Consider the following 18216-nt stretch of genomic DNA (forward strand, 5'->3'; position numbering starts at 1 on the left):
CTACTCCGGCACGTTGTCGTTCCACACCGGCTTCATGTGCATCCGGCGCGCCGCCGGGGCTTCCAGACGCTCGAACCGCCCCGGCGCGCTCCGGTACACGCAGTCGATGCCCAGGTCGTGCAGGAACTTGACGCCGTCGTTGTCGGGACGGGCGGGGAACAGCGCCGTCAGGCGCACCACCTCGACGTCTTTCGGGCAGTGGGGTGCGTAGTGCAGGAGTTGGGCCACCGCCTGGCGCACGCGTTCCCGCGTGAACCCGCCCTTGGCCTCGATGATCTCCGCGCCCTCGGGCCGGAGCACGTACATGTCCGAGATGCCGGCCGCCGACCTGAGTCGCCGGAACTCGAGGTCGGGGTGCGCCTGCACGTACTCGGTCATCAACAGCGACTCCGTACGGTGGACGGTGACGTCGCGAGCGGTGCGGCCGTAGGTGACTTCCGAGGTGAGGAAGTTCTCGAGTTCCACGACCAGGCCTTGTTCCAACCGCGACTCCACGTACTTGTCGCCGGCCTCGGCCACCTCCGCCGCGCGCCGGCCGAGGCCTTCCAGGACCTGGCGCACGAGAACCTCGTCCCGGACCACCCGACCGGACTGGAACGGGCCCGAAAGCCGCCCGTCGGAGACGTCCGCGAGGTCCTGGTAGGGGATCTCGACCTCTTCGTCCAGCGTGATCAGGCTGTACACGTTGACGAAGCTGTCCGCGTCGCCCGGCTCCCTCCACAGCTCGTCCGCGAACGCCTGGTTGCGGAAGCTCGCGCCGACCTCGCCGATCGCCCGGATGTGCTTGTCCCAGGCGAAAAGGGCGACGTCACCCAGTTCCACCTGCCGCATGGCCTTGTCGAGGAAGGGGCGGGTGCCCCAGAACCGGGCCCGGCCGTCGGGGTGCAGCCGCTCCAAGACGGCCAGTTCGCCGTCCGCCAACTTCGACCGGAACCGGGATTCGCTGAACGGCACGTCCTTGTGCAGCGTCTTGTGCCTGTTGCGCTCGGCCTCGGTGTTCGCCACGGGCTGGATCAGCAATCGGGTCATCGCGATGGGGCTTTCGGTCGACGGGCGCGCAACGGACGGATCGTCGCACAACCGCCGCCGCTCCGCGTAGATCCCCATGAATTCCGCAATTGTGCGGCCGGAAGCCGAGTTCACGCGAACCCGCCGGTACGCGACAGCGCAAGCACTAGTCTCCCGCTCATTCGTCCCACACGCCCCTGGAGCACCGGATGGCGGACGACACCGCCACGACAAGCAACGACATCAAGGGCAACCCGCACACCGCGGTGCAGGCGGGCACGATCTCCGGCGGGGTCCACATCCACGTGCCCGCCACCGCGGACGCGATCGTGCCCCGCCAACTGCCCGCCGCGCCGCGCTCGTTCGCCGGTCGCGAGCCGGAACTCGCCGCGCTCGCGGAGGCCGTGGACGACGCCCGGCCGGGCACGACCGTCGCGATCTCGGCGATCGGCGGCATGGGCGGCGTCGGGAAGACGTCGCTCGCGCTGCATTGGGCCCACCTCAACCAGTCGCGCTTCCCCGACGGGCAGCTCTACGTCAACCTGCGCGGGTTCGACCCGGGCGGCAAGCCGCTGGACCCCGCGGTCGCCGTGCGGGGCTTCCTGGACGCGCTCGGCGTCGCCGCCGCCTCCATCCCCGCGGACCTCGACGCGCAGGCAGCGCTGTACCGGACGCTGTTGGCCGGCCGCCGGGTGCTGGTCGTGCTCGACAACGCCGTGGACGAGGAGCAGGTGCTGCCGCTGCTGCCCGGCAGCGGCACGTCGACCGTTCTGGTGACCAGCCGCAACACCTTGAGGGGTCTCGCCGGTGCGCACGGCGCGCGGCTGCTGTCGCTGGACGTGCTGACGGCGCGAGCCGCGGTCGAGATGCTCGAGGGCTACCTCGGCGCGGACCGGGTCGCGGCCGAGCGGGACGCGGTGCGCGCCCTGGTCGAGCTGAGCGGCCGGCTGCCGCTGGCGTTGAGCATCGTCGCCGCGCGGGCGAGCATGTACCCGCACTTCCCGCTGGACGAGTTCGTGGCCGAGCTGCGCGACGCCGGGCGACGGCTGGACGCGTTCCACGGCCGCGTGCCGCAGCACGACCTCCGCGCGGTGTTCGACTGGTCCTACCGCGCGCTGCCCGCCGCGGAGGCGCGGTTGTTCCGGCTGCTCGGCCAGGTGACGGCGCCGGACACGACGACCGCCGCCGTGGCGAGCCTGGCGGCGGTGCCCGAGGCCGAGGGTCGACGGCTCCTGCGGCACCTCGTCGAGGCGCACCTGGTGGAGAACCACGCGCCCCGCCGCTACCGGATGCACGACCTGGTCCGCCTGTGGGCGTGGGAGGAGGCCGAGCGGGTCGACGGCGCGGCCGAGCGGACCGCCGCGCAGGAGCGGTTCGTGGACTTCCACCTGCACACCGCGCTCGCCGCGTCCGTCCGGGTCGACGGCCAGCGGACCAGGGTGCCGACGACCGAGCCGAGCACCGGCTGCCTGCCCCTGGACTTCCCGGACCGCACCGCCGCCCTCGAATGGCTCGACGCCGAGCACGCCTGTCTGCTGAGCGCGGGGAAGGTGGCCGTCGCCCACCGCTGGCACGCCAAGGTCTGGCAGCTCGCGTACGCGCTCGACACGTTCCACTGGCGGCGCGGTCACGTCCACGACCACTTCACGTTGTGGCAGGACGCACTTGAGGCGGCCGAGGGGCTGGGCGACGACGCCCTGCGGGGCAAGGCCCACCGGTACCTCGGTTTCGCCGCGTCCCGGCGGGGTTCGCACGACGAGGCGGCACAGCACCTGTCCAGGGCGCTGGAACTGGCGGTGCGCACGGGTGACCTGCGCGAAGAAGGCCGGGCGCACCAGAACTTCGCCCACGCGTGGGAGGTCCGCGGGGACTACGCGAAGGCGCTGGAACACGCGATGCTGGCGTGGCCGCTGTTCCGCGACGCGGGCACGCCGGTGTGGGAGGCCAGGGCGCTCAACCTCGCCGGCAGCTACCAGGCCCGGCTCGGTGAGCACGGACAGGCGCGTGAGCTTTGTGCCCGGTCGCTCGAGCTGTCGAGGGAGTTGGAGGACCTGGACGGCGAAGCGGCGTCGTTGGACTGCCTGGCCGACGCGCACGTCCGTTCCGGCGACCACCGCACGGCCGTCACGCTGTTCCGGGAGGCTCTCCGGCTGCGCCGGCAGCTGGGAAACGCCTATGGCGCGGCGGACAGCACCGCCGGTCTCGGCCGTTGCCTGGCCGCGGTCGGGGATCACGCGGAGGCGAGCGAGGTGTTGCACCAGGCGCACAGCCTTTACCGCGCCCAGAGCCGCCTCGCGGAGGCGGAGGCGGTTCGCCTGCTGCTCGACGGGCTTCCCCCAGCGCCTTGATGGCGGCATCACGACGTCGTGACCAACGGCGAGTTCGGTTCGATCGGGTGCGGATGGAAAGTTCCTGTTGCGCAACGACTTCCGGGTGTGGAGCGATACTCGCGGTGATGTCTCAAGCGAATGGGGAGAACCTTGTCCACCCCTGCCTTACGCGGCCTGCACAGCGTCTCGCGCGTGCTGAGAGCCTTGCTGGACCGGCCCGAGCGCGGCGAACGGGCGTTGCCGTTGGTCTGTCTGATCGGGCAGCCGGCGGCCGAACGCTTCTCCGGCGCGTTGGCCCGCAGGCTCGCGGACGCTGAGCCGCCGAAGGTGTTGTTCGCCAGGGTGGACGCGGAGAACCCGCCGGTTGCCGAGGTTTCCGCGAAACAGCGGCCACCGCTGCTCCCGCTGCTGGTGGAGGTGCGTGACCGGTTGGCGGAGGACCGGTTCGGGGATCAGCGGGTACGTTCTTTCCCGCACTTCCGGCTGGTGGACGACATCACGCGGCAGACCCGGGACGGTGGGCTCGCCGGGGCGTGGCGCAGGCGGCGGGCGGAGCCGGACCCCGAGCGGGCCGAGGCCAGTGCGGCGGCACGGGCGGCGCTTCCGCCGTGGGCGCAGTTCTTCGTCGCGCTCTTCGTCGCGTGGCACCGGCCGTTGCGCTACTGGCTCTGGTCGCGCGGGGTGTGGCCGTTCGGCGCGGAACCGCGGTGGCTGATGCGGCAACGGTTCGCGCTGCCCGGCCACTCCACCGGGTTCGTCGGTTTCGCCGAACGCCTCGCCGCGCAGCGGGACCACGAAGAGGACGAGCAAGGCCTGTGGGAACTCAAGAAACTCCTCGTGCACGCGTTCCTGAACGACCTCAGAACCGCCTACGGCACCGGAACTCCCCGCCTGCGCCGGTTCCGTCGCACGACGTACCCGTTGGTGCTGCTGAACAACGTCACCGAGGACAACGCCGGTGGTGAGCTGCTGCACCTGATCAACGACGTCCGCAAGGAGTCCCCCGCGCACGCGCCGCTGCTCGTCGTCGCCACCATGCGCGATCACCCGCAGTGGCTGACGAAAACCGGTATGGCGCAACCGGTTCACCGGATCGGTGACGACTTGGACGCGTGGGTCGATCGGCCGAGCCGCAAGCGCCTCCTCGGGGACGGCATGCGGGTGATCACGGTGGACCTGTCGCCGGACGACGACACCGCGGTGGAACCGATCCGCCCACGTCCGGTCCCCGTGCCCGCCCGGCGTTCGTTCCTGGTGCTGGCCACGGTGATCGCTCTGGCCGTCGCCGTCACCACCGGCGGGTCGTGGCTGTGGCCGCGCGTCTCGGGTGACTGCCTGCCGTCGCCACGCGCCGGTGTCGGCGTGCGGTGGGTCGAGGACGCGCGGGGTGGCGAGTGCGTGGGTTACAGCGACAGCGCGGCCCAGGTCTTCGGCGACAACGAGCGGCTGCGGGCCGCGCAGCGGGCGATCTTCGAGCTGAACGGTCGAGCGGACGAGCTGCACGCGGTGGACCCGGACCGGCCGCTGGTCAGCATCGTCTACTTCTCGGAGCTGACCATCCCGGAGGGTGAGCTGGGATCCGCCGACTCGGCCACCGAGCAGCTCACGGGCTTGTTGCTGCGCCAGTCGCAGGACAACGTCCCCAGCGACCACAACGGTCCGTTGTTGCGGGTGCTGATCGCCAACGGCGGCTACGAGATGAACCGCGCGCGGGAGGTGACCGACGACTTCCTGATCCCGCTGTTCAGGTCCGACCCATCCCTGATGGGCGTGGTCGGGATGGGCCGCACCGTGGACCCCGTGGAGACCGCGATAGCCGCCCTGGGCGACAACGGGATTCCGGTCATCGGCACCACTTTGACCGGTGACACCGTCGCCGGCCGTTCGCCGATGTACTTCCAGTTCGTTCCGGGCAACCGGGCCCAGGCGGCGGTCGTGAAGGCTTTCGCGGACCGGTCGCAGCGGCCGGTGGACGTGTACCAGCAGCGGGACATCCCGGGTGACGGCTACTTGGCTTCGTTGCGCGCCGAACTGACGGCGCAGGTGGGTGAGGCGTCGTTCCGGTATTGGGATGGTGCGGTGAGCAGCGCGAAGCCGTTGTGCGGGGCCAGGGTCGCGGTCTACGCCGGGCGGCAGTCCGATTTCGACGGGTTTCTGGACCGGGTGCTGACCGAGTGCGCCGGCAACCTGCCGATCATCCTGGGTGGCGACACCGTGGCTCGTTTCGTGGCGCAGCCGGACAAGCGCGACAAGGCGAGTTATGCGGGCAAGGAGATCCTGTACGTGTCGCTGGGCGGCGTGGCGGTCCTGGACAACCGGACCTGCCTCGCGTCCGAACCGCCCACGCCTCCGACCGCCCTGTGCTCCGCCTTGCGCGACTTGCGCCAGTCCACCGATGAGGACCCGCCGGCGTGGCGAGCGCTGGGTTCGTTGCTGGACAAGGAGAAGGTGCCGTGGATCGGGGAGCGGGTGGCCATCGCCTACGACAGCGCCGGCCTGTTCCTGCACGCGATCCGCTGGAACCAGTCAGCCCGGACCCACCCCACTCCCCACACCCCGAACCGGGCGGCGATCTCCCACGAACTCCTGGAACTCACCTGCCCCACCACCCCGGACGCACCCCGCGGCAACTGCTACGACGGCGCGTCCGGGGCAATAGACTTCCGCGCGGGCCGCACCGGCGACCACCGCCCCATCACCATCCTGCGCGTACCGGACGTGAAGAACACCGCCGAACCACCAACGTGCGTCCTCATGCTTCCAGCCGACGACAAGCGGTGTTAACCCTGACGCGCAGGCAGGTACTCCAAGAGCGCGGGGATCGAGCGATGATCCGTGCTCTCCATCGTCATGACGACCCGCTTCCCGCACGCCTCCCCAAGCCATTCCATGAACGCGGTCAACGAGCCGAACGCAGCTTCATCCACGATGTCCTCCGGGTCGAACGTGAACTCCATCTCTTCCAACTCGAAGAAATAACAGAAGAACCACACCCCGCCGACACCGATCGCCATCCTCGCCGAGGCGTCGTCGTCGAAGAAGATCGTCTCCAGCAGGCGAGTCACGCCATCGGCACTCCCCAGCCCGGCCGCCTCGATCGTCGACTCGAACGAAACCTCCCACGCGTCGAACGGAAGCGCCGAAACAACGTTCCGCCAGTCCTCGACATCGGTGTCGAGGACACAGATGTCGCGCAATGCTCCGTCTACGACGAAGTCACTTGTCCGATACTGCACACGACCCCCCGTACCGCGCATCAGAGGAAACCCTCAAAGGTTACCTGCCCACCTCTCATGCTCCAACGCGCTCCCCAGCCACCGGGAATTCGAATGTCCCGAACCGTGCCGCCGAAGTGGGCGATCGCAGGCCTGACGGTGTCCGTGGCGTTCGGGTTCGTCAAGATCTCCATGATCATCTCTGCGCCGACTTCGGAGCGTTCACTGTTCGTCAATTTCCCGAAATCGTACATTTCAACGTGCGCCTTGCCGCGTTTCACGATGTTCGCCTCACTGCGGTCGCTGTGTTTCTGTTGCGCGCGACCGGCCGGGGACAGCCCTCTCTTCTGCGGCTCGGTGGCAAGTTCGTAGAGCTCCTCCAGACTCGCGGAACCACAGTTGTGAACAAGGAATGCAATGCTGTTCACGACCACGTGGTACGTGTGGACATCATCGACGGTCAGGTCGTAGACCGGTTCGACGCCACTGTGGCGGGTGACCGACGAGACAACGGGTGACGTGTTGTTCGGGGATGTGAGCAGTTGACCGGGCTTCAGGTCGCCGATCTCGACGAAGCGGCCTTCGGACTGGACCCACACCGGGTGCCAGGAAGTGGCGTCCACCGTGCCGGTGGTGCCGTCGTCCGCCGTGATGGTCAGGCGGGTCATGTCGCCTTCGTCGTCGTGGACGATGGTGCCGACGACCGCGCGGTCCGTCGTCTCCCCGGTCGCCGGGTCGGTGGCCTTCACCTTGTCGCCGATGTCGACGTCCTCGATCGGCTTGGTCGACCCGTCGGCCATCAGGACGAGGGTTCCACCGACGAAGCTGTGCAGGGCACAACTCGTGGGCGGCCCGTCGGCGGTCAGTTTGTTGAACTTGTCCGTCGCCGCCGACATCGCCTTTTCGGTGATGGCCTGCACTCGGCGCAGGACGCCCTTCGCCTTGTCGATGATCGACGCCAGGCGGTTGACGGCCTTGATGGCGTTGTAGCCGGCTTCCAGGATCTTGCCGACCTTGCCCCACGGCACCAGGCCGGTGATGACGCCGGCGCAGCCCCAGATGTCGCCCTTGGTGAAGCAGTCGACGATGTCGTTCCAGCCGGAGATCTCCTTCAAGACCTCCCAGGCGACCTCCTTGATGACGTCCCACTTGGTCTTGTGGGCGTCGGCGAGGGCGCGCTGGTAGTCCTCCCAGCTGATGCCCGCCGAAGCGAGACCCGCCTCGACCTCGGCGTTGACGTCGTTCGTCGCCTGCTGCCACGCCCGTTCACGCCACCGGTAGTAGTCCCGTTCCTGTTGGTACGTGTCGTTCTTGTCGTCGAACAGGGCCGGGTTGCGGCCGCACAGGACGCCGTCCGGGCCGCAGTCGCGGATCATGCCCGTCGGGTCGCTGAACGTCACCGGGCTGTTGTTGGCGTACGCGTACCCGTTGAGCTGTTGCGGGTCGTTGTTGTCCAGCACCGGGTCGACGGACAGGAAGCGGCCCGAGGACGAGTCGTACAGGCGGGCGCCGACGCTGGTCAGGCCGGACTCGTCGTTGCGACCGCCGACGAAGCCCAGCTTGTCCGGCCACGGGGGCGCGTCGCCGCGTAGAGCGCCGTAGGGCGTCTGGCGGCGTTGCGCGACCTCCATCGATCCCGCCGTGACGGCCAGCTGGTTCGTGCCCTGGTGGTCGCCGACCATGTACTTCAGGCCGGTGACGCTGTTGCGGACCGCGACGACGCCGCCGTTGTGGCTGTACTGGCGCGTCCACGACGGGGTCGTGGTGCCGGTGTCCAGGCGGATCTCCTGGCCGAACACGTGCAGCGTCGTCGCCGACGGTTCGCGGGAGATCAGCCGGCCGCCGTTGGCGTCGTAGAGGTAGCGCGACTCCTTGCCGTCGGGGTTGACGATGCGGGAGACGTTGCCCTCCGCGTCGTACTCCAGCTTCTGCTCGTTGCCACCGATCTTCCGCGACGTGGTGCGACCCGTGTTGTCGTAGCCGAAGGTGTCCAGCGACGTGCCGTTGGGTCCGGTCGTGGTGACCGACAGGGCCGTGTGCGGCTGCGGTGCGCCGGCGGCCGGGTAGGTGGTGGTGCGGACCGTGTCGCCCGTGGCCTTGTGCTGGGTCTCGGTCCGGCGGTTGCCGGTCTTGTCGAACGTCCACGAGTGCCAGTACGGGGACGCCCCACCCAGGGCCTCGGCGGAGCGCGGCTGGGCGCAGTCGCCCGACGACGGGGTCCACGCCTCGTTCATCCGGCGCAGGTAGTCGTAGGCGAAGCACTGGATGTCCGACGGACGGCCCTGGGGCGTGTCCGCGACGCGGGTGATGTTCCCCGCCTGGTCGTAGGCGTAGTTGCGGTCGGCGATGCGGCTGTCGGTCTGGGTCTCCCGGTCGACCTGGGTGCGGGTCAGCCGGCGGGAGCCGGTCTCGTAGGTGTTGGTGACCCAGACGTTCTTCGCCGCGGCGTCCTCGCCGCCGTAGACCTCCTGCAGCACCTCGCCGAAGCTGGAGTACCCGGTGTGGGCGACGTACAACTCGCTGCCCTGCGTCGTGTACGGCAGGCCGAGGTCGTTGTAGTAGGTGCCGACGGCCTCGCGCGGGACGATCGTCTTGCCGCCGGACACCACCGCGTTGTACTGCGTGATGAAGGGCTTCCCGGTCGGCGTGTACGACTGGCGCAGGGTGTAGCTCGTGCCGAGCACACCTTCCACCGCCGGGATGGTGACGGTCTCACCGGTCGGACGCCCCGCGGCGTCGTAGCCGTACACCTTGCGCTCGTAAGCGTGGCCGTCGACGAAGCGACGGGACAGCGTCGGCAGGCCGACACCGCCGGGGAGCGAGTCGTACTCCCATTCCGCCAACTTCCTGCCCGCGGTCGTGCCTTCGTAGCGACCGGTCTGACGGCCGAGGTCGTCGTAGGTGTTGGCGATCGTCCGGTTCTGGCTGTCGGTGCTCGACGCGACCTGTCCGAGCACGGTGTAGGACATGGTGCTGCGACCGGTGTCCGGGTCGTCGGTGGCGATCACCCGACCGCGCAGGTCGTAGGTGTAGCGCCAGACGTTGCCGTCGGGGTCGGTCACCGTCTCCAACTGGCCGGCGGCGGTGTAGGTGTACTTCGTCGCGTCGTACGGGCTGCCGAGGCCGTTCGTGTACTGGCGCTTCTCCAGCGTCCGGCCTTGCGCGTCGTTGATCACCGTGGTGGCCGTGCCGCCACGCGGTGGGGTGGTGTGCACGCGGTCGCCGCCGTAGGACGTGACGGTCGACCACTGCTCGACGCCGAGCTTGCGGAAGGTCGCCTTCGCCGGGCGGCCCATCCCGTCGTACTCGGTGATGGTCTGGCCGGGCACCTCGTTGTCGAACGCGCCGGTCAGAGCGCCGCTCGGAGCGCTGCTGTTCCAGTAGACGCCGTTGACCTTGTACGGGAGACCGCGCGAGTCGTAGTAGGTGTCCGACACCTGCCGGCCGCCGTTCGGCGCGGGAGACTGCGTCTGCCGCTCACGCAGCAAACCGTCGTAGAGCGTGAACACCGAGAGGTACTGGTTGTTGTCCTGCAACCGCTTGCTGACGACGACGCTGGCTTTGTCGTTGTGGTAGTGGTACTCGAACTCGGCGTCGGCCTTGGTGGTCGCGGGGTCGCGGCCCGGTGTCCACGCGGCGATCAGCCTGCCCAGCGGGTCGTGCTTCAGCGTGGCGCGGCGGTTGTTCGCGTCCACCGACGCGATCGACGTGCCCCACGCCGGGTTGAGGAACTCCTTCGACACGTGCCCCAACGCGTTCGTGCTCGACAACTCCGTCAGCGGACCGTCGGCCGGCGTGTAGGTCGTGGTCGTCTTGTCGTCGTTGGAGTTGTAGACGTCGAGCGGACGCCCGTACTTGTCGTACGAGGCACGCGAGGCCACCACCCAGGACTGCCCGGAGCCGTCCCACTTGTCCAGCACCTCGGCCTTGGTGATCAGCCCGCGGGTCGGGGTCGCACCGAGCGCCTGACCGTCGTAGTACGAACGGGCCAGCGACAGGATCGTGGTCGGCGAGGCGGTGACCGAGCAGTCGCCCTTGACCGTCTCCACCTGCTGGGCCAACGTCAACAGCCGCAACTCGTCGTTGCGCGCGAACGTGGTCCTCGTGCACGACTCGTCACCCGCCACGGCGGTGTCGCCGTGGTCTTCGACCCGCTCGGCGATCCCTTCGGCGGTGAACGCCTTGTCCACCCGCGTGCGCCGCCACGTCCCGTCGGACAGCTTCGTGCGGCCGCGGACCGAGGCGTTGCCGGTCACGAACGCCTTGTTGCCCGCGGCGTCGGTGGCCGTGGGGGTGTCGGGCAGGTACGGGTCGTTGACCGACGCGGACACCAGCTCACCGGCGTTGTACTGGCGCGTCTCGCGGACGAACCCGCGCAGCCGCTCGACGTCCTCGACCCGCTCACGCTCGCTGTTCTCCGTCCACACGTCGCGGACGCCGCCACCGGGCAACCGGTCGCCGTCCATGCCGCGCTGGTACTGGACCTCCGTGACGGTCTGCGGGCCGGGTGTCTCGCCCTTGGTGGTGCGGACCGTCTCGTAGCCCCGCCACTGCGACCACGTGCGCCGCTCCGGGTCGGCGAACTCGTTGTCGTCGAAGTGCCAGGCCGGGTCGCCCACGTAGGCGTAGCGGGTCTTGACCAGGCTGGAGGCGCCGGTCCGGTCGTCCTCGACAACGGAGGCGACGACGTACTTGTGGAACCAGTGCAGCTCCGGTTCCCGCGCGCCGTCCGGTGTCCACCAGCTCGGGTAGCACCGCAGGTTGTTCGACTCCGGCGACGCGGGCATCCGCGAGCCGATCACGCAGTCCGCGCCGGCGTAGGTGATCTGCGTGTGGCTGCCCGCCTCGCCGGTGATGGCCTCGATCCGGTACCGGGTGATCGGCGGCCGGTGGTCGCCCCCGATGTCGACGCGGTTGGCCATGGACCGGTGGGAGAAGACCGTGGGCGGGAGGGCGACGCTGCCGCCGACCAGCCCGGTGTGGACGATCGAGCGCAGGTTCAGCGCCGGCGCCAGGCCGTCACCGGTGGCCAGGAACTGGTGCTCCAGCGCCCAGGAGTCGACGTCCTGGAAGGTGCCGTCGGCCTTGGCGACCCGCGTGACGACCTTCGTCAGGCGCTTGGTGGAGAAGAACGACGGCGTCAGCCGGTGGGTGCACGACTCGCCGTCCTTGCAGATCTGGTCGAACGGGACGTCGGGCCAGGACGACTTCGTGCCGTCGGCCAACTGCGCCGGGTCGCACGTCACCGTGGAGGTCGGCAGGCACCGCTCCGCCGTCTCGAAGTTCACCTTCGCTGCGGGGGTGGCGTAGAAGCCGTCGCCGCGCAGGCCGTACTCGACCCGGTCCAGGGAGCCGCCCCGCACGTACCGGGTGCCCTTGGCGGGGTCGGCGTTGCGCCCGTAGTTGTTGGTCTCCTGGTTGTAGTAGTACGTGGTGACGTTGCCGTGCCGGTCCACGGAGTAGTCCAGGCTCCAGCGGTAGGCCTGGTGGCACCACGACCCGTCGAAGTTCCCCGGCTGGTGGCACGGTTCGGTCTCGTGGTTGCCGAACACCGGCGTCGTCCAGGTGGACCGCGTCTCCGGCTTGCCGTCCGTCCAGCCCGGGAGCCGGTTGGCGCCCAGGACGTACTGGGTGCCGTCGGTCGTGGTGACCTTCCAGTGCTCGCCGTTGTCGTCGCCGTTGGCCGCGCCGAACAGCCGCTCGACGCGTGCGCCGTCGTCGTTCTGCGCCCGCCACTCCTGGGTGCCCGGGATGTTGACCAGCTTGCCGGACACGCCGGCGAGGCTGATCGTGGCGTTGTCGGTGACCCAGCACTGGTCACCGGTCTTGGTCTGGCCGTTGTTGCCGCCCAGGTCCAGGCTGCAGGGCTTGTACTGCCGCTCGATGTACCCGCCGGGCGACATGTCCCAGCCGTCGCCGACCCAGGACGCCTGGTTGTTGGTCGACGAGGTCCGACCGTCCAGGCTCTGCGCGGAGTACCCGAGCGCCACCGACGGCGCCGCGCCGCCGATCGCGGGCGGGACGCGCAACGGGTAGCTGTAGGTGAAGTCACCGGAGGCGCCACCCGCGGTCCAGGAACCCGCCGGGGCCAGGGAGGTCGCCGAGAAGTTGCCCGCCTGGCCCGAAGTGGACGCCACGGCCGCGAACACCGTCGGCGTCGCCCCCAGGGTGGTGCGGCCGGACAGCACGGCCGCCGTGAGGTTGTTCTCCTCGCCCTCGACCGGGGTCTGCACCTGGCACGCCGCCAGGGCGGGTGTCGTCGCCGCACACGCCGGCAGCCGCACCAGGCGCAGGCGCGAACCGTAGTCACCGCCGAACGTCCTGGCGAACGACTTGTAGTCGACCGTGAAGACCAGCGGCAGGCCGGCGGCGCCGCCGGCGTCCGCGAGGCTGAACACCAACGCGGAGCCGAGCCGGTCGTGCACCTGCCCCTTGACGACCTTGCTGCCCGAAGGCGCCGCCGCGGCCAGTCCCACCGCGATCGGGGTGTTCGGGATCCGCAGCGGGGTGCCGGCGGCCTGCGCGGCGACCTGCGCCGGCGTCGTCCCCGCGGCTCCCAGGTCCACCTGGCCCGACGCGGCGGCCGGCCAGAAGGTGGCCGGTTCGACCGGCTTCGTCACCACGGCGCTCGCCGCCGGGTCCGGCGGCACCGCGGCCACGTCCACCGCCTGGGCGGCGACCGGGTTCTCCTTCTGGAGCGCGGGTAGCTCCCAGGAGTACTGGTTGCCCGGCGCCGCGACGGCCTGGGCCGTGGACATCGCCAGGATCGACACGACCGCGAGCGCGACGGCTCTCCTGCCCGCCTTACGCGCGACAGCACTCATCACAAGCCCTCTCGTGGCAAAGTCGGAACGGGTCAGAAGTGCTGCGTGGTGAGAGCGATGTCGCGGACCGCAGTCGCGTCGAGGACACCGGAGAAGATCCGGACGTCGTCGATGTCACCGCGCCAGACCGCCGACCCGGTGGTCCCGGAGGTCTCGCGGCCGATCGACAGCGGAGCGGTCGAGTCGGTCCCGGAGACGTTGGTGCCGTCCGGTCCGGTGAAGGCGAACGTCGACTGCCGAACACCGTTGACGTACAGCGACATCCGCCGCTCGGCGGCGTCATACGTCGCGGCCAGGTGCACCCATTCCCCGGTGACGGCCGGGTGGTCGGACATGGCTTCCCAGAGCGACGTGGTGCCGAGCCCCGGCCGGTACATGCTGAACTTCCAGCGGCCATTGGAGGCACCCAGGCTGAACGGTGTGAACGTGGTCTGGTCCACGCTCACCGCGGTCCGCCGGTCCGTGGCGGATCCGGTGTTGTGCACCCAAGCGGTCACCGAGAACGACCGGTCGGTGCGCAGGATCGCCGGACGGGGCACAGCCACGTTGCCCGTACCCGATGTGTCGTAGGTGAGCCACTTCTCCTCGCCGGGCGAGGTCGTGTCCGGCGAACCGCCCCACGCCGTGCCCCCGGAGCGCGTCGCCGTCGCGCCGGCCACCTCGTCCCGGGCGGTCGTGCCGGTCCGCTCGTCGAGCTGGTAGCGGGCGCGCGGCACCACGAGGTTCGCCTCGGTCGCCGCTTCCCGGTCACCCAGCGCCCGGTCCCACACCCGGACGTGGTCGATCACACCGGGCAGGTGGTTGGTGCGCGCTCCCGCCCACCGCGCCGCGCCGATCACGAAGCTGCCGGTGACGGTCCACAGCGGTTGTGTGGTCTCCCCCTGGTACCTGCCGTCCACGTAGAGGATCGCGGTCGCCCGGTCCGGTTTGTAGACACCCAGGACGTGGGTCCACACGCCGGCTTGCGAGGGCGACGTCGAGACCGCTCGGACGTACCCCTGCCCGTCGGACCTGGCCACGGTCATCGTCCAGCGCCCCTCGGCGTGCTGGAGGTAGAACGGGCTGAGCGAAGCGTTGTCCTGGCCCGCCACGGTGTAGGCGCCGGTGGTGTTGTCCAGCTTGACCCACGCGCCGACCGAGAAGGACTTCGCCGTGTCCACCACCGCGGTGGAGGTCGCGGCGACGGCGGTCGTGCCGTTGCCCTTGAACCCGAAGTCGGCGTACCCGGCGCTGAACACCGCACCACCACTCAGCGTCAACGGGTTGTTCCGCCCGCTGGTGTCGGGTGCGACGGTGCCGGTGAGCTGGTTGAGCTTCCACTCGCCCACGGGACCGGTCGGCGGGGAGACCTTGAACGTGTACGACGCGATCGTGGCGGAGCGGTTCCTCGCCCTGTCGTACGCCGCCACATGGAGGACGTTGACGCCTTCGCGGTCCGGGGTGACCGGCACCGTGACCGTGCCGTTCGGGCTGGTCGCGGCCACGAAGTTGGCGGCGGCGGTGTCGTCGTTGAGCGACCAGCCGTAGCGCGCCACGTCCGGGCTGAAGTCGTGCCCGAGTGGGATCCTGAAGGTGAACATGCCCGTCTTGCCGACCGATCCGTTGAACCCGGTCGTCGGGTAGTCCACTGAGGACACGACGGGGGTGGCCGGCGGGATCGTGTCCACCGCGAACTCGCAGTCACCCGATCGGCCCGATCTGACGCTGCCGTCCCCGGTGTAGACCGACCAGTGGTAGACCGCGTTCTCGGCCAACGTGTTCGGGGGCACCTCGACCTCGGCGAAGGACCCGGACGGCACGTCGTTCTCGATCAGCTCGACCAAGTCGTCTTGTTGACCGGACGCCGGCCCGCGCTCCAGCTGGAAGCCCGTGTCGGTCAGGTTCCCCTTGTCCGGGTCGGACACCTTCGCCCGCAACCTGGGGGTGGTGGTGGCGACGTACGCGCGGTTCTCCCCGGTGCCGCACGGCAGGTGGTCGGTCGGGCCCGGCCCCCACGCCTCCATGCCGAGGTCGGTGGGCACGTTCGGGTAGCTGTTGTACCTGACCTGGAGGTAGGGGTTGAGGTCGAACTTCCGCCACGAGTCGTTGAGGTCGGACTCGTCCTTCGCCCGGAACCCGAACGTGGTGAGCGCCCACCCGTAGTACGAGGCGTCGCTCACCGCCCGGGTGACCACCACCTCCGCGCCGCTCGCTTCCGGGCAGAACCTGACGTTGTTGCGCCGGTCGATCTCGCCCAACGTGTAGACCCAGCCCGGCTGGTAGTTCCACCTGGCCTCCGGGCCGAACCACTCGGTGAGTCCGACCTCCGTCGCCGTGGGCGCGCACGAGTAGGTGTGGATGACGTTCACGCCCAGCGTCGCTTCGTGGATCTGCTTGCCGATCATCTGCGCGGTGTTCATCTGCACGTACGACCGGACGACGCCGTTGTTCTGCGATTCGAGTTCGGCGGCGTTGATGAACCCCGCCTTGAGGTCGCCCAGTTTGCCGGCGGTCTGGTCGTAGTTCCGCGCCTCCGGCCATTGGTCCATCACCACCACGTGGTGCGCCTTCCAGCACGTGTCGCAGTCGTACGAGGGATCGATGACGACCGGGTAGGTGGTGGCCGGGTCGTGCAGGAACCGCTGGTCGGGCTTGATCGAGATCGCGTCCGGCCGGATGTCGACGGCCATCTCCGCCTGCCGGTCACCCGGCGCCGGACCGCTGGTGTGGTTGGCGTCCGTCTCGCCCGACGAGTCCCACATCCGCGAGGCGTCGCCCCTGAACACCGGCGAGCCCTCGGCACTCGCCCCGACGAGCCGGCCGGGCTCCGACTCCGGGCTCGACACCGTGACGTTCTTCGCGTGGGGCCGGAACGCGATGTCGGCCAACTCCGGGTTCCGCGCCGCTTCCCGCGTCTTCACCACCAGGACCTGGGTGAAGCCCCGCAGACCGGCCTCCACCTTGAGGTCCACGTCGGGCAACACGTTCGGGTAGGTCAGCGTGGAGCCGTCCGCCGTGGGCGTGGGCAGGTCGCGGTGCCACCCCAGCCCGACCTCTTGCTCTCCGCGCACGATCTTGGCCAGCGGCGTGCCGCTCGACCCCGTTCCGCCGGCGGAGAACACGGTCTCCACCGGGGCGGCCTTCGGCGCGTAGGAGCCGTCCGGCCGCCGTTCCACCGTGAGGTCGACGGCGACCCAGCCACCGTTCCGCTTCACCCGCACCGGCTGGGCGTGCTGGGTGTGGGTCATCGTCCCGTCGGGGTTGGCCGTGAGCTCCTCGGTCTCCGTGGTGGCGGAATCCACCCGGACCGGCTTGCCGGCCTGCCTGGCGAGCCCGGCGGCGGACGCCTCGTCGGGCGCCGAGTCCGGAACCACGGGCGCGGCCCGCGCCACGTCCGGCGCCACACCGGGCGCGACGACGGCTCCGCCGACGAAAAGCGCAGCAACGAACGCGCGCAGGGCAAAGCCCCGCGCGACAACGCGCGATCTCATGTACTAGCCCCCCAAGGCCGACCGAACGCGGCCCGATCGATACGAGGTTCCCGACCCCGAAGAGGACTATGACTGGCATCTGCTTGATCTCACAGCGACCGAACGGGGCAATCACCGTGAGTCACTGCCGCGGGGCGCGGGCGGGTGTTCCGGCCCTTGATCGCGGGTAATCCGGAGGTGGTAGCGATCTGGGAGGTTGACATGCAACCGTTTCCGTTCGTCCCGTTCGTGTGGCGTGATCCGACCTGGTTGGCCGAGCGTGAGGACCGGGACACCGGGGAGGGCAGTGGTGAGCCGCGGCCGGACACCGGGTTGATCGGGTACGAGGTCGAGGCCACCGACGGCGGTATCGGCAAGGTGGACGAGGACAACGCCCTCGTTCCCGCCGACTGCCTGATGGTGGACACCGGGCCGTGGATCTTCGGGCGCAAGGTGGTGCTGCCGGTCGGGACGGTGCATCGCGTGGACCACGAGGAGCGCAAGGTCTACGTCGATCGCACCAAGGAGCAGATCAAGAACGCGCCCGAGTACGACCCGGACGCCGACCCCGACGACCACCGCCGGCGCACCGGCGACTACTACACCGAGTCCTACCGGCTGTTGCCGCCCATGCTCTGACCACGCCGCTCCATGTGCGCGGCCACGCCGTCCAGGTAGCGGTCGAGGGTGGCCTTGAACTCGGCGTCCAGGTCGGGTTCGTCGTACAGGGTGTCCAGGTCGAACACGCCGGCGTCGACGATCCTCCGCAGCGCCGGCATCGAGCGCGGGTCCACCACCCGCCGCAGGGCCGCCGCGTAGGCGCGGCCGAAGGACTCCGGGTTGTCGCGGTAGCCCGCCGCCAGTTCGGTGCGCAGCCGCATCTCGCCGTGGACGAAGGTGAGCAGGCCCATCACCACGCCGACCTGCTCGCCCTCGTCCAGCGGGGTGTCGGCCAGGGCGGTCAGGAGGCGGTCGAACCACTGGAGGTTGCGCGGGCCCGCGGGTGGGCCGCTGACCGGCAGTTGCACGTACCACGGGTGGCGGCGCAGGACGTCCAGCATGCCCAGGGCCAGCAACGTGATGCCGGAGCGCCAGTCGCCGTCGGCGGGCAGCTCGGGCGGGTCGTCCAACGCCGCGTCGGACATCAGCGTGAGCAGCTCGTCCTTGCTCTTGACGTACCGGTAGAGCGCCATCGTGGAGTTGCCGAGTTCCGCCGCCACGCGCGCCATCGACACCGCGGCGAGCCCTTCGGCGTCGGCCACGGCGATGGCGGCCCGGGTGACGTCCGCCGCGGTCAGGGTCGGCCGACGTCCTCGGCGGGGCGCCTCGCGAAGGCCCCACAGCAGCGCGATGTCGGCGGGCATCTCGGTCATCGGCGTCGAGTCTAAGG

The 18216-nt window shown here is 69.9% G+C and carries 8 protein-coding genes; 3 read left to right on the forward strand and 5 right to left on the reverse strand.

The window, feature by feature from the left end:
* Window positions 1-1029: a hypothetical protein gene (locus AB0A74_RS29010; RefSeq protein WP_358254320.1), complete on the reverse strand. Its 1029-nt coding sequence runs from the start codon at window positions 1027-1029 to the stop codon at window positions 1-3.
* A 188-nt stretch (window positions 1030-1217) separates the two neighbouring features.
* Between AB0A74_RS29010 and AB0A74_RS29015 the strand changes: the two genes are divergently transcribed.
* Both AB0A74_RS29015 and AB0A74_RS29020 read left to right on the forward strand, forming a co-directional pair.
* Window positions 1218-3356 carry a tetratricopeptide repeat protein gene (locus AB0A74_RS29015; RefSeq protein WP_358254322.1) on the forward strand — a complete coding sequence of 713 codons (2139 nt, stop codon included), beginning with the start codon at window positions 1218-1220 and terminating at the stop codon, window positions 3354-3356.
* A gap of 174 nt (window positions 3357-3530) precedes the next feature.
* Entirely contained in the window at window positions 3531-6122 is a 2592-nt protein-coding gene (locus AB0A74_RS29020) for a hypothetical protein (RefSeq protein WP_358254324.1), read from the forward strand.
* Here AB0A74_RS29020 and AB0A74_RS29025 read toward each other — a convergent pair.
* Genes AB0A74_RS29025 through AB0A74_RS29035 form a run of 3 tightly spaced genes read right to left on the reverse strand, consistent with a single transcriptional unit; the run spans window position 6119 to window position 16847 of the window.
* Window positions 6119-6574 carry a hypothetical protein gene (locus tag AB0A74_RS29025; RefSeq protein ID WP_358254325.1) on the reverse strand — a complete coding sequence of 152 codons (456 nt, stop codon included), beginning with the start codon at window positions 6572-6574 and terminating at the stop codon, window positions 6119-6121. The two genes, AB0A74_RS29020 and AB0A74_RS29025, sit on opposite strands and share 4 nt — an antisense overlap.
* Window positions 6575-6594: 20 nt before the next feature.
* Entirely contained in the window at window positions 6595-13377 is a 6783-nt protein-coding gene (locus AB0A74_RS29030) for an RHS repeat-associated core domain-containing protein (RefSeq protein ID WP_358254327.1), read from the reverse strand.
* 32 nt (window positions 13378-13409) lie between these two features.
* Window positions 13410-16847 (reverse strand): LamG domain-containing protein, encoded by a 3438-nt coding sequence (locus AB0A74_RS29035; protein ID WP_358254329.1) that lies wholly within the window; start codon window positions 16845-16847, stop codon window positions 13410-13412.
* Between the two features lie 201 nt (window positions 16848-17048).
* Here AB0A74_RS29035 and AB0A74_RS29040 point away from each other — a divergent pair, with 201 nt between their 5' ends.
* On the forward strand, window positions 17049-17465 hold the full coding sequence (locus AB0A74_RS29040) for a PRC-barrel domain containing protein (RefSeq protein ID WP_358254331.1): 417 nt from the start codon (window positions 17049-17051) through the stop codon (window positions 17463-17465).
* On the opposite strand, the gene AB0A74_RS29045 is transcribed toward AB0A74_RS29040, so the two are convergent.
* Window positions 17438-18199 carry a TetR/AcrR family transcriptional regulator gene (locus AB0A74_RS29045; protein WP_358254333.1) on the reverse strand — a complete coding sequence of 254 codons (762 nt, stop codon included), beginning with the start codon at window positions 18197-18199 and terminating at the stop codon, window positions 17438-17440. The two genes, AB0A74_RS29040 and AB0A74_RS29045, sit on opposite strands and share 28 nt — an antisense overlap.
* Between the last annotated feature and the right edge of the window lie 17 nt (window positions 18200-18216).

It is taken from the genome of Saccharothrix sp. NPDC042600 (genome assembly GCF_040647305.1).
In the GTDB taxonomy this organism is placed as follows: domain Bacteria; phylum Actinomycetota; class Actinomycetes; order Mycobacteriales; family Pseudonocardiaceae; genus Actinosynnema; species Actinosynnema mutabilis.

Coding starts and splice junctions, on each gene's coding strand:
- AB0A74_RS29030 (WP_358254327.1), bottom strand. CDS start 13,377: ATGAGTGCTGTCGCGCGTAAGGCGGGCAGGAGAGCCGTCGCGCTCGCG.
- AB0A74_RS29010 (WP_358254320.1), bottom strand. CDS start 1,029: ATGACCCGATTGCTGATCCAGCCCGTGGCGAACACCGAGGCCGAGCGC.
- AB0A74_RS29040 (WP_358254331.1), top strand. CDS start 17,049: ATGCAACCGTTTCCGTTCGTCCCGTTCGTGTGGCGTGATCCGACCTGG.
- AB0A74_RS29035 (WP_358254329.1), bottom strand. CDS start 16,847: ATGAGATCGCGCGTTGTCGCGCGGGGCTTTGCCCTGCGCGCGTTCGTT.
- AB0A74_RS29045 (WP_358254333.1), bottom strand. CDS start 18,199: ATGACCGAGATGCCCGCCGACATCGCGCTGCTGTGGGGCCTTCGCGAG.
- AB0A74_RS29015 (WP_358254322.1), top strand. CDS start 1,218: ATGGCGGACGACACCGCCACGACAAGCAACGACATCAAGGGCAACCCG.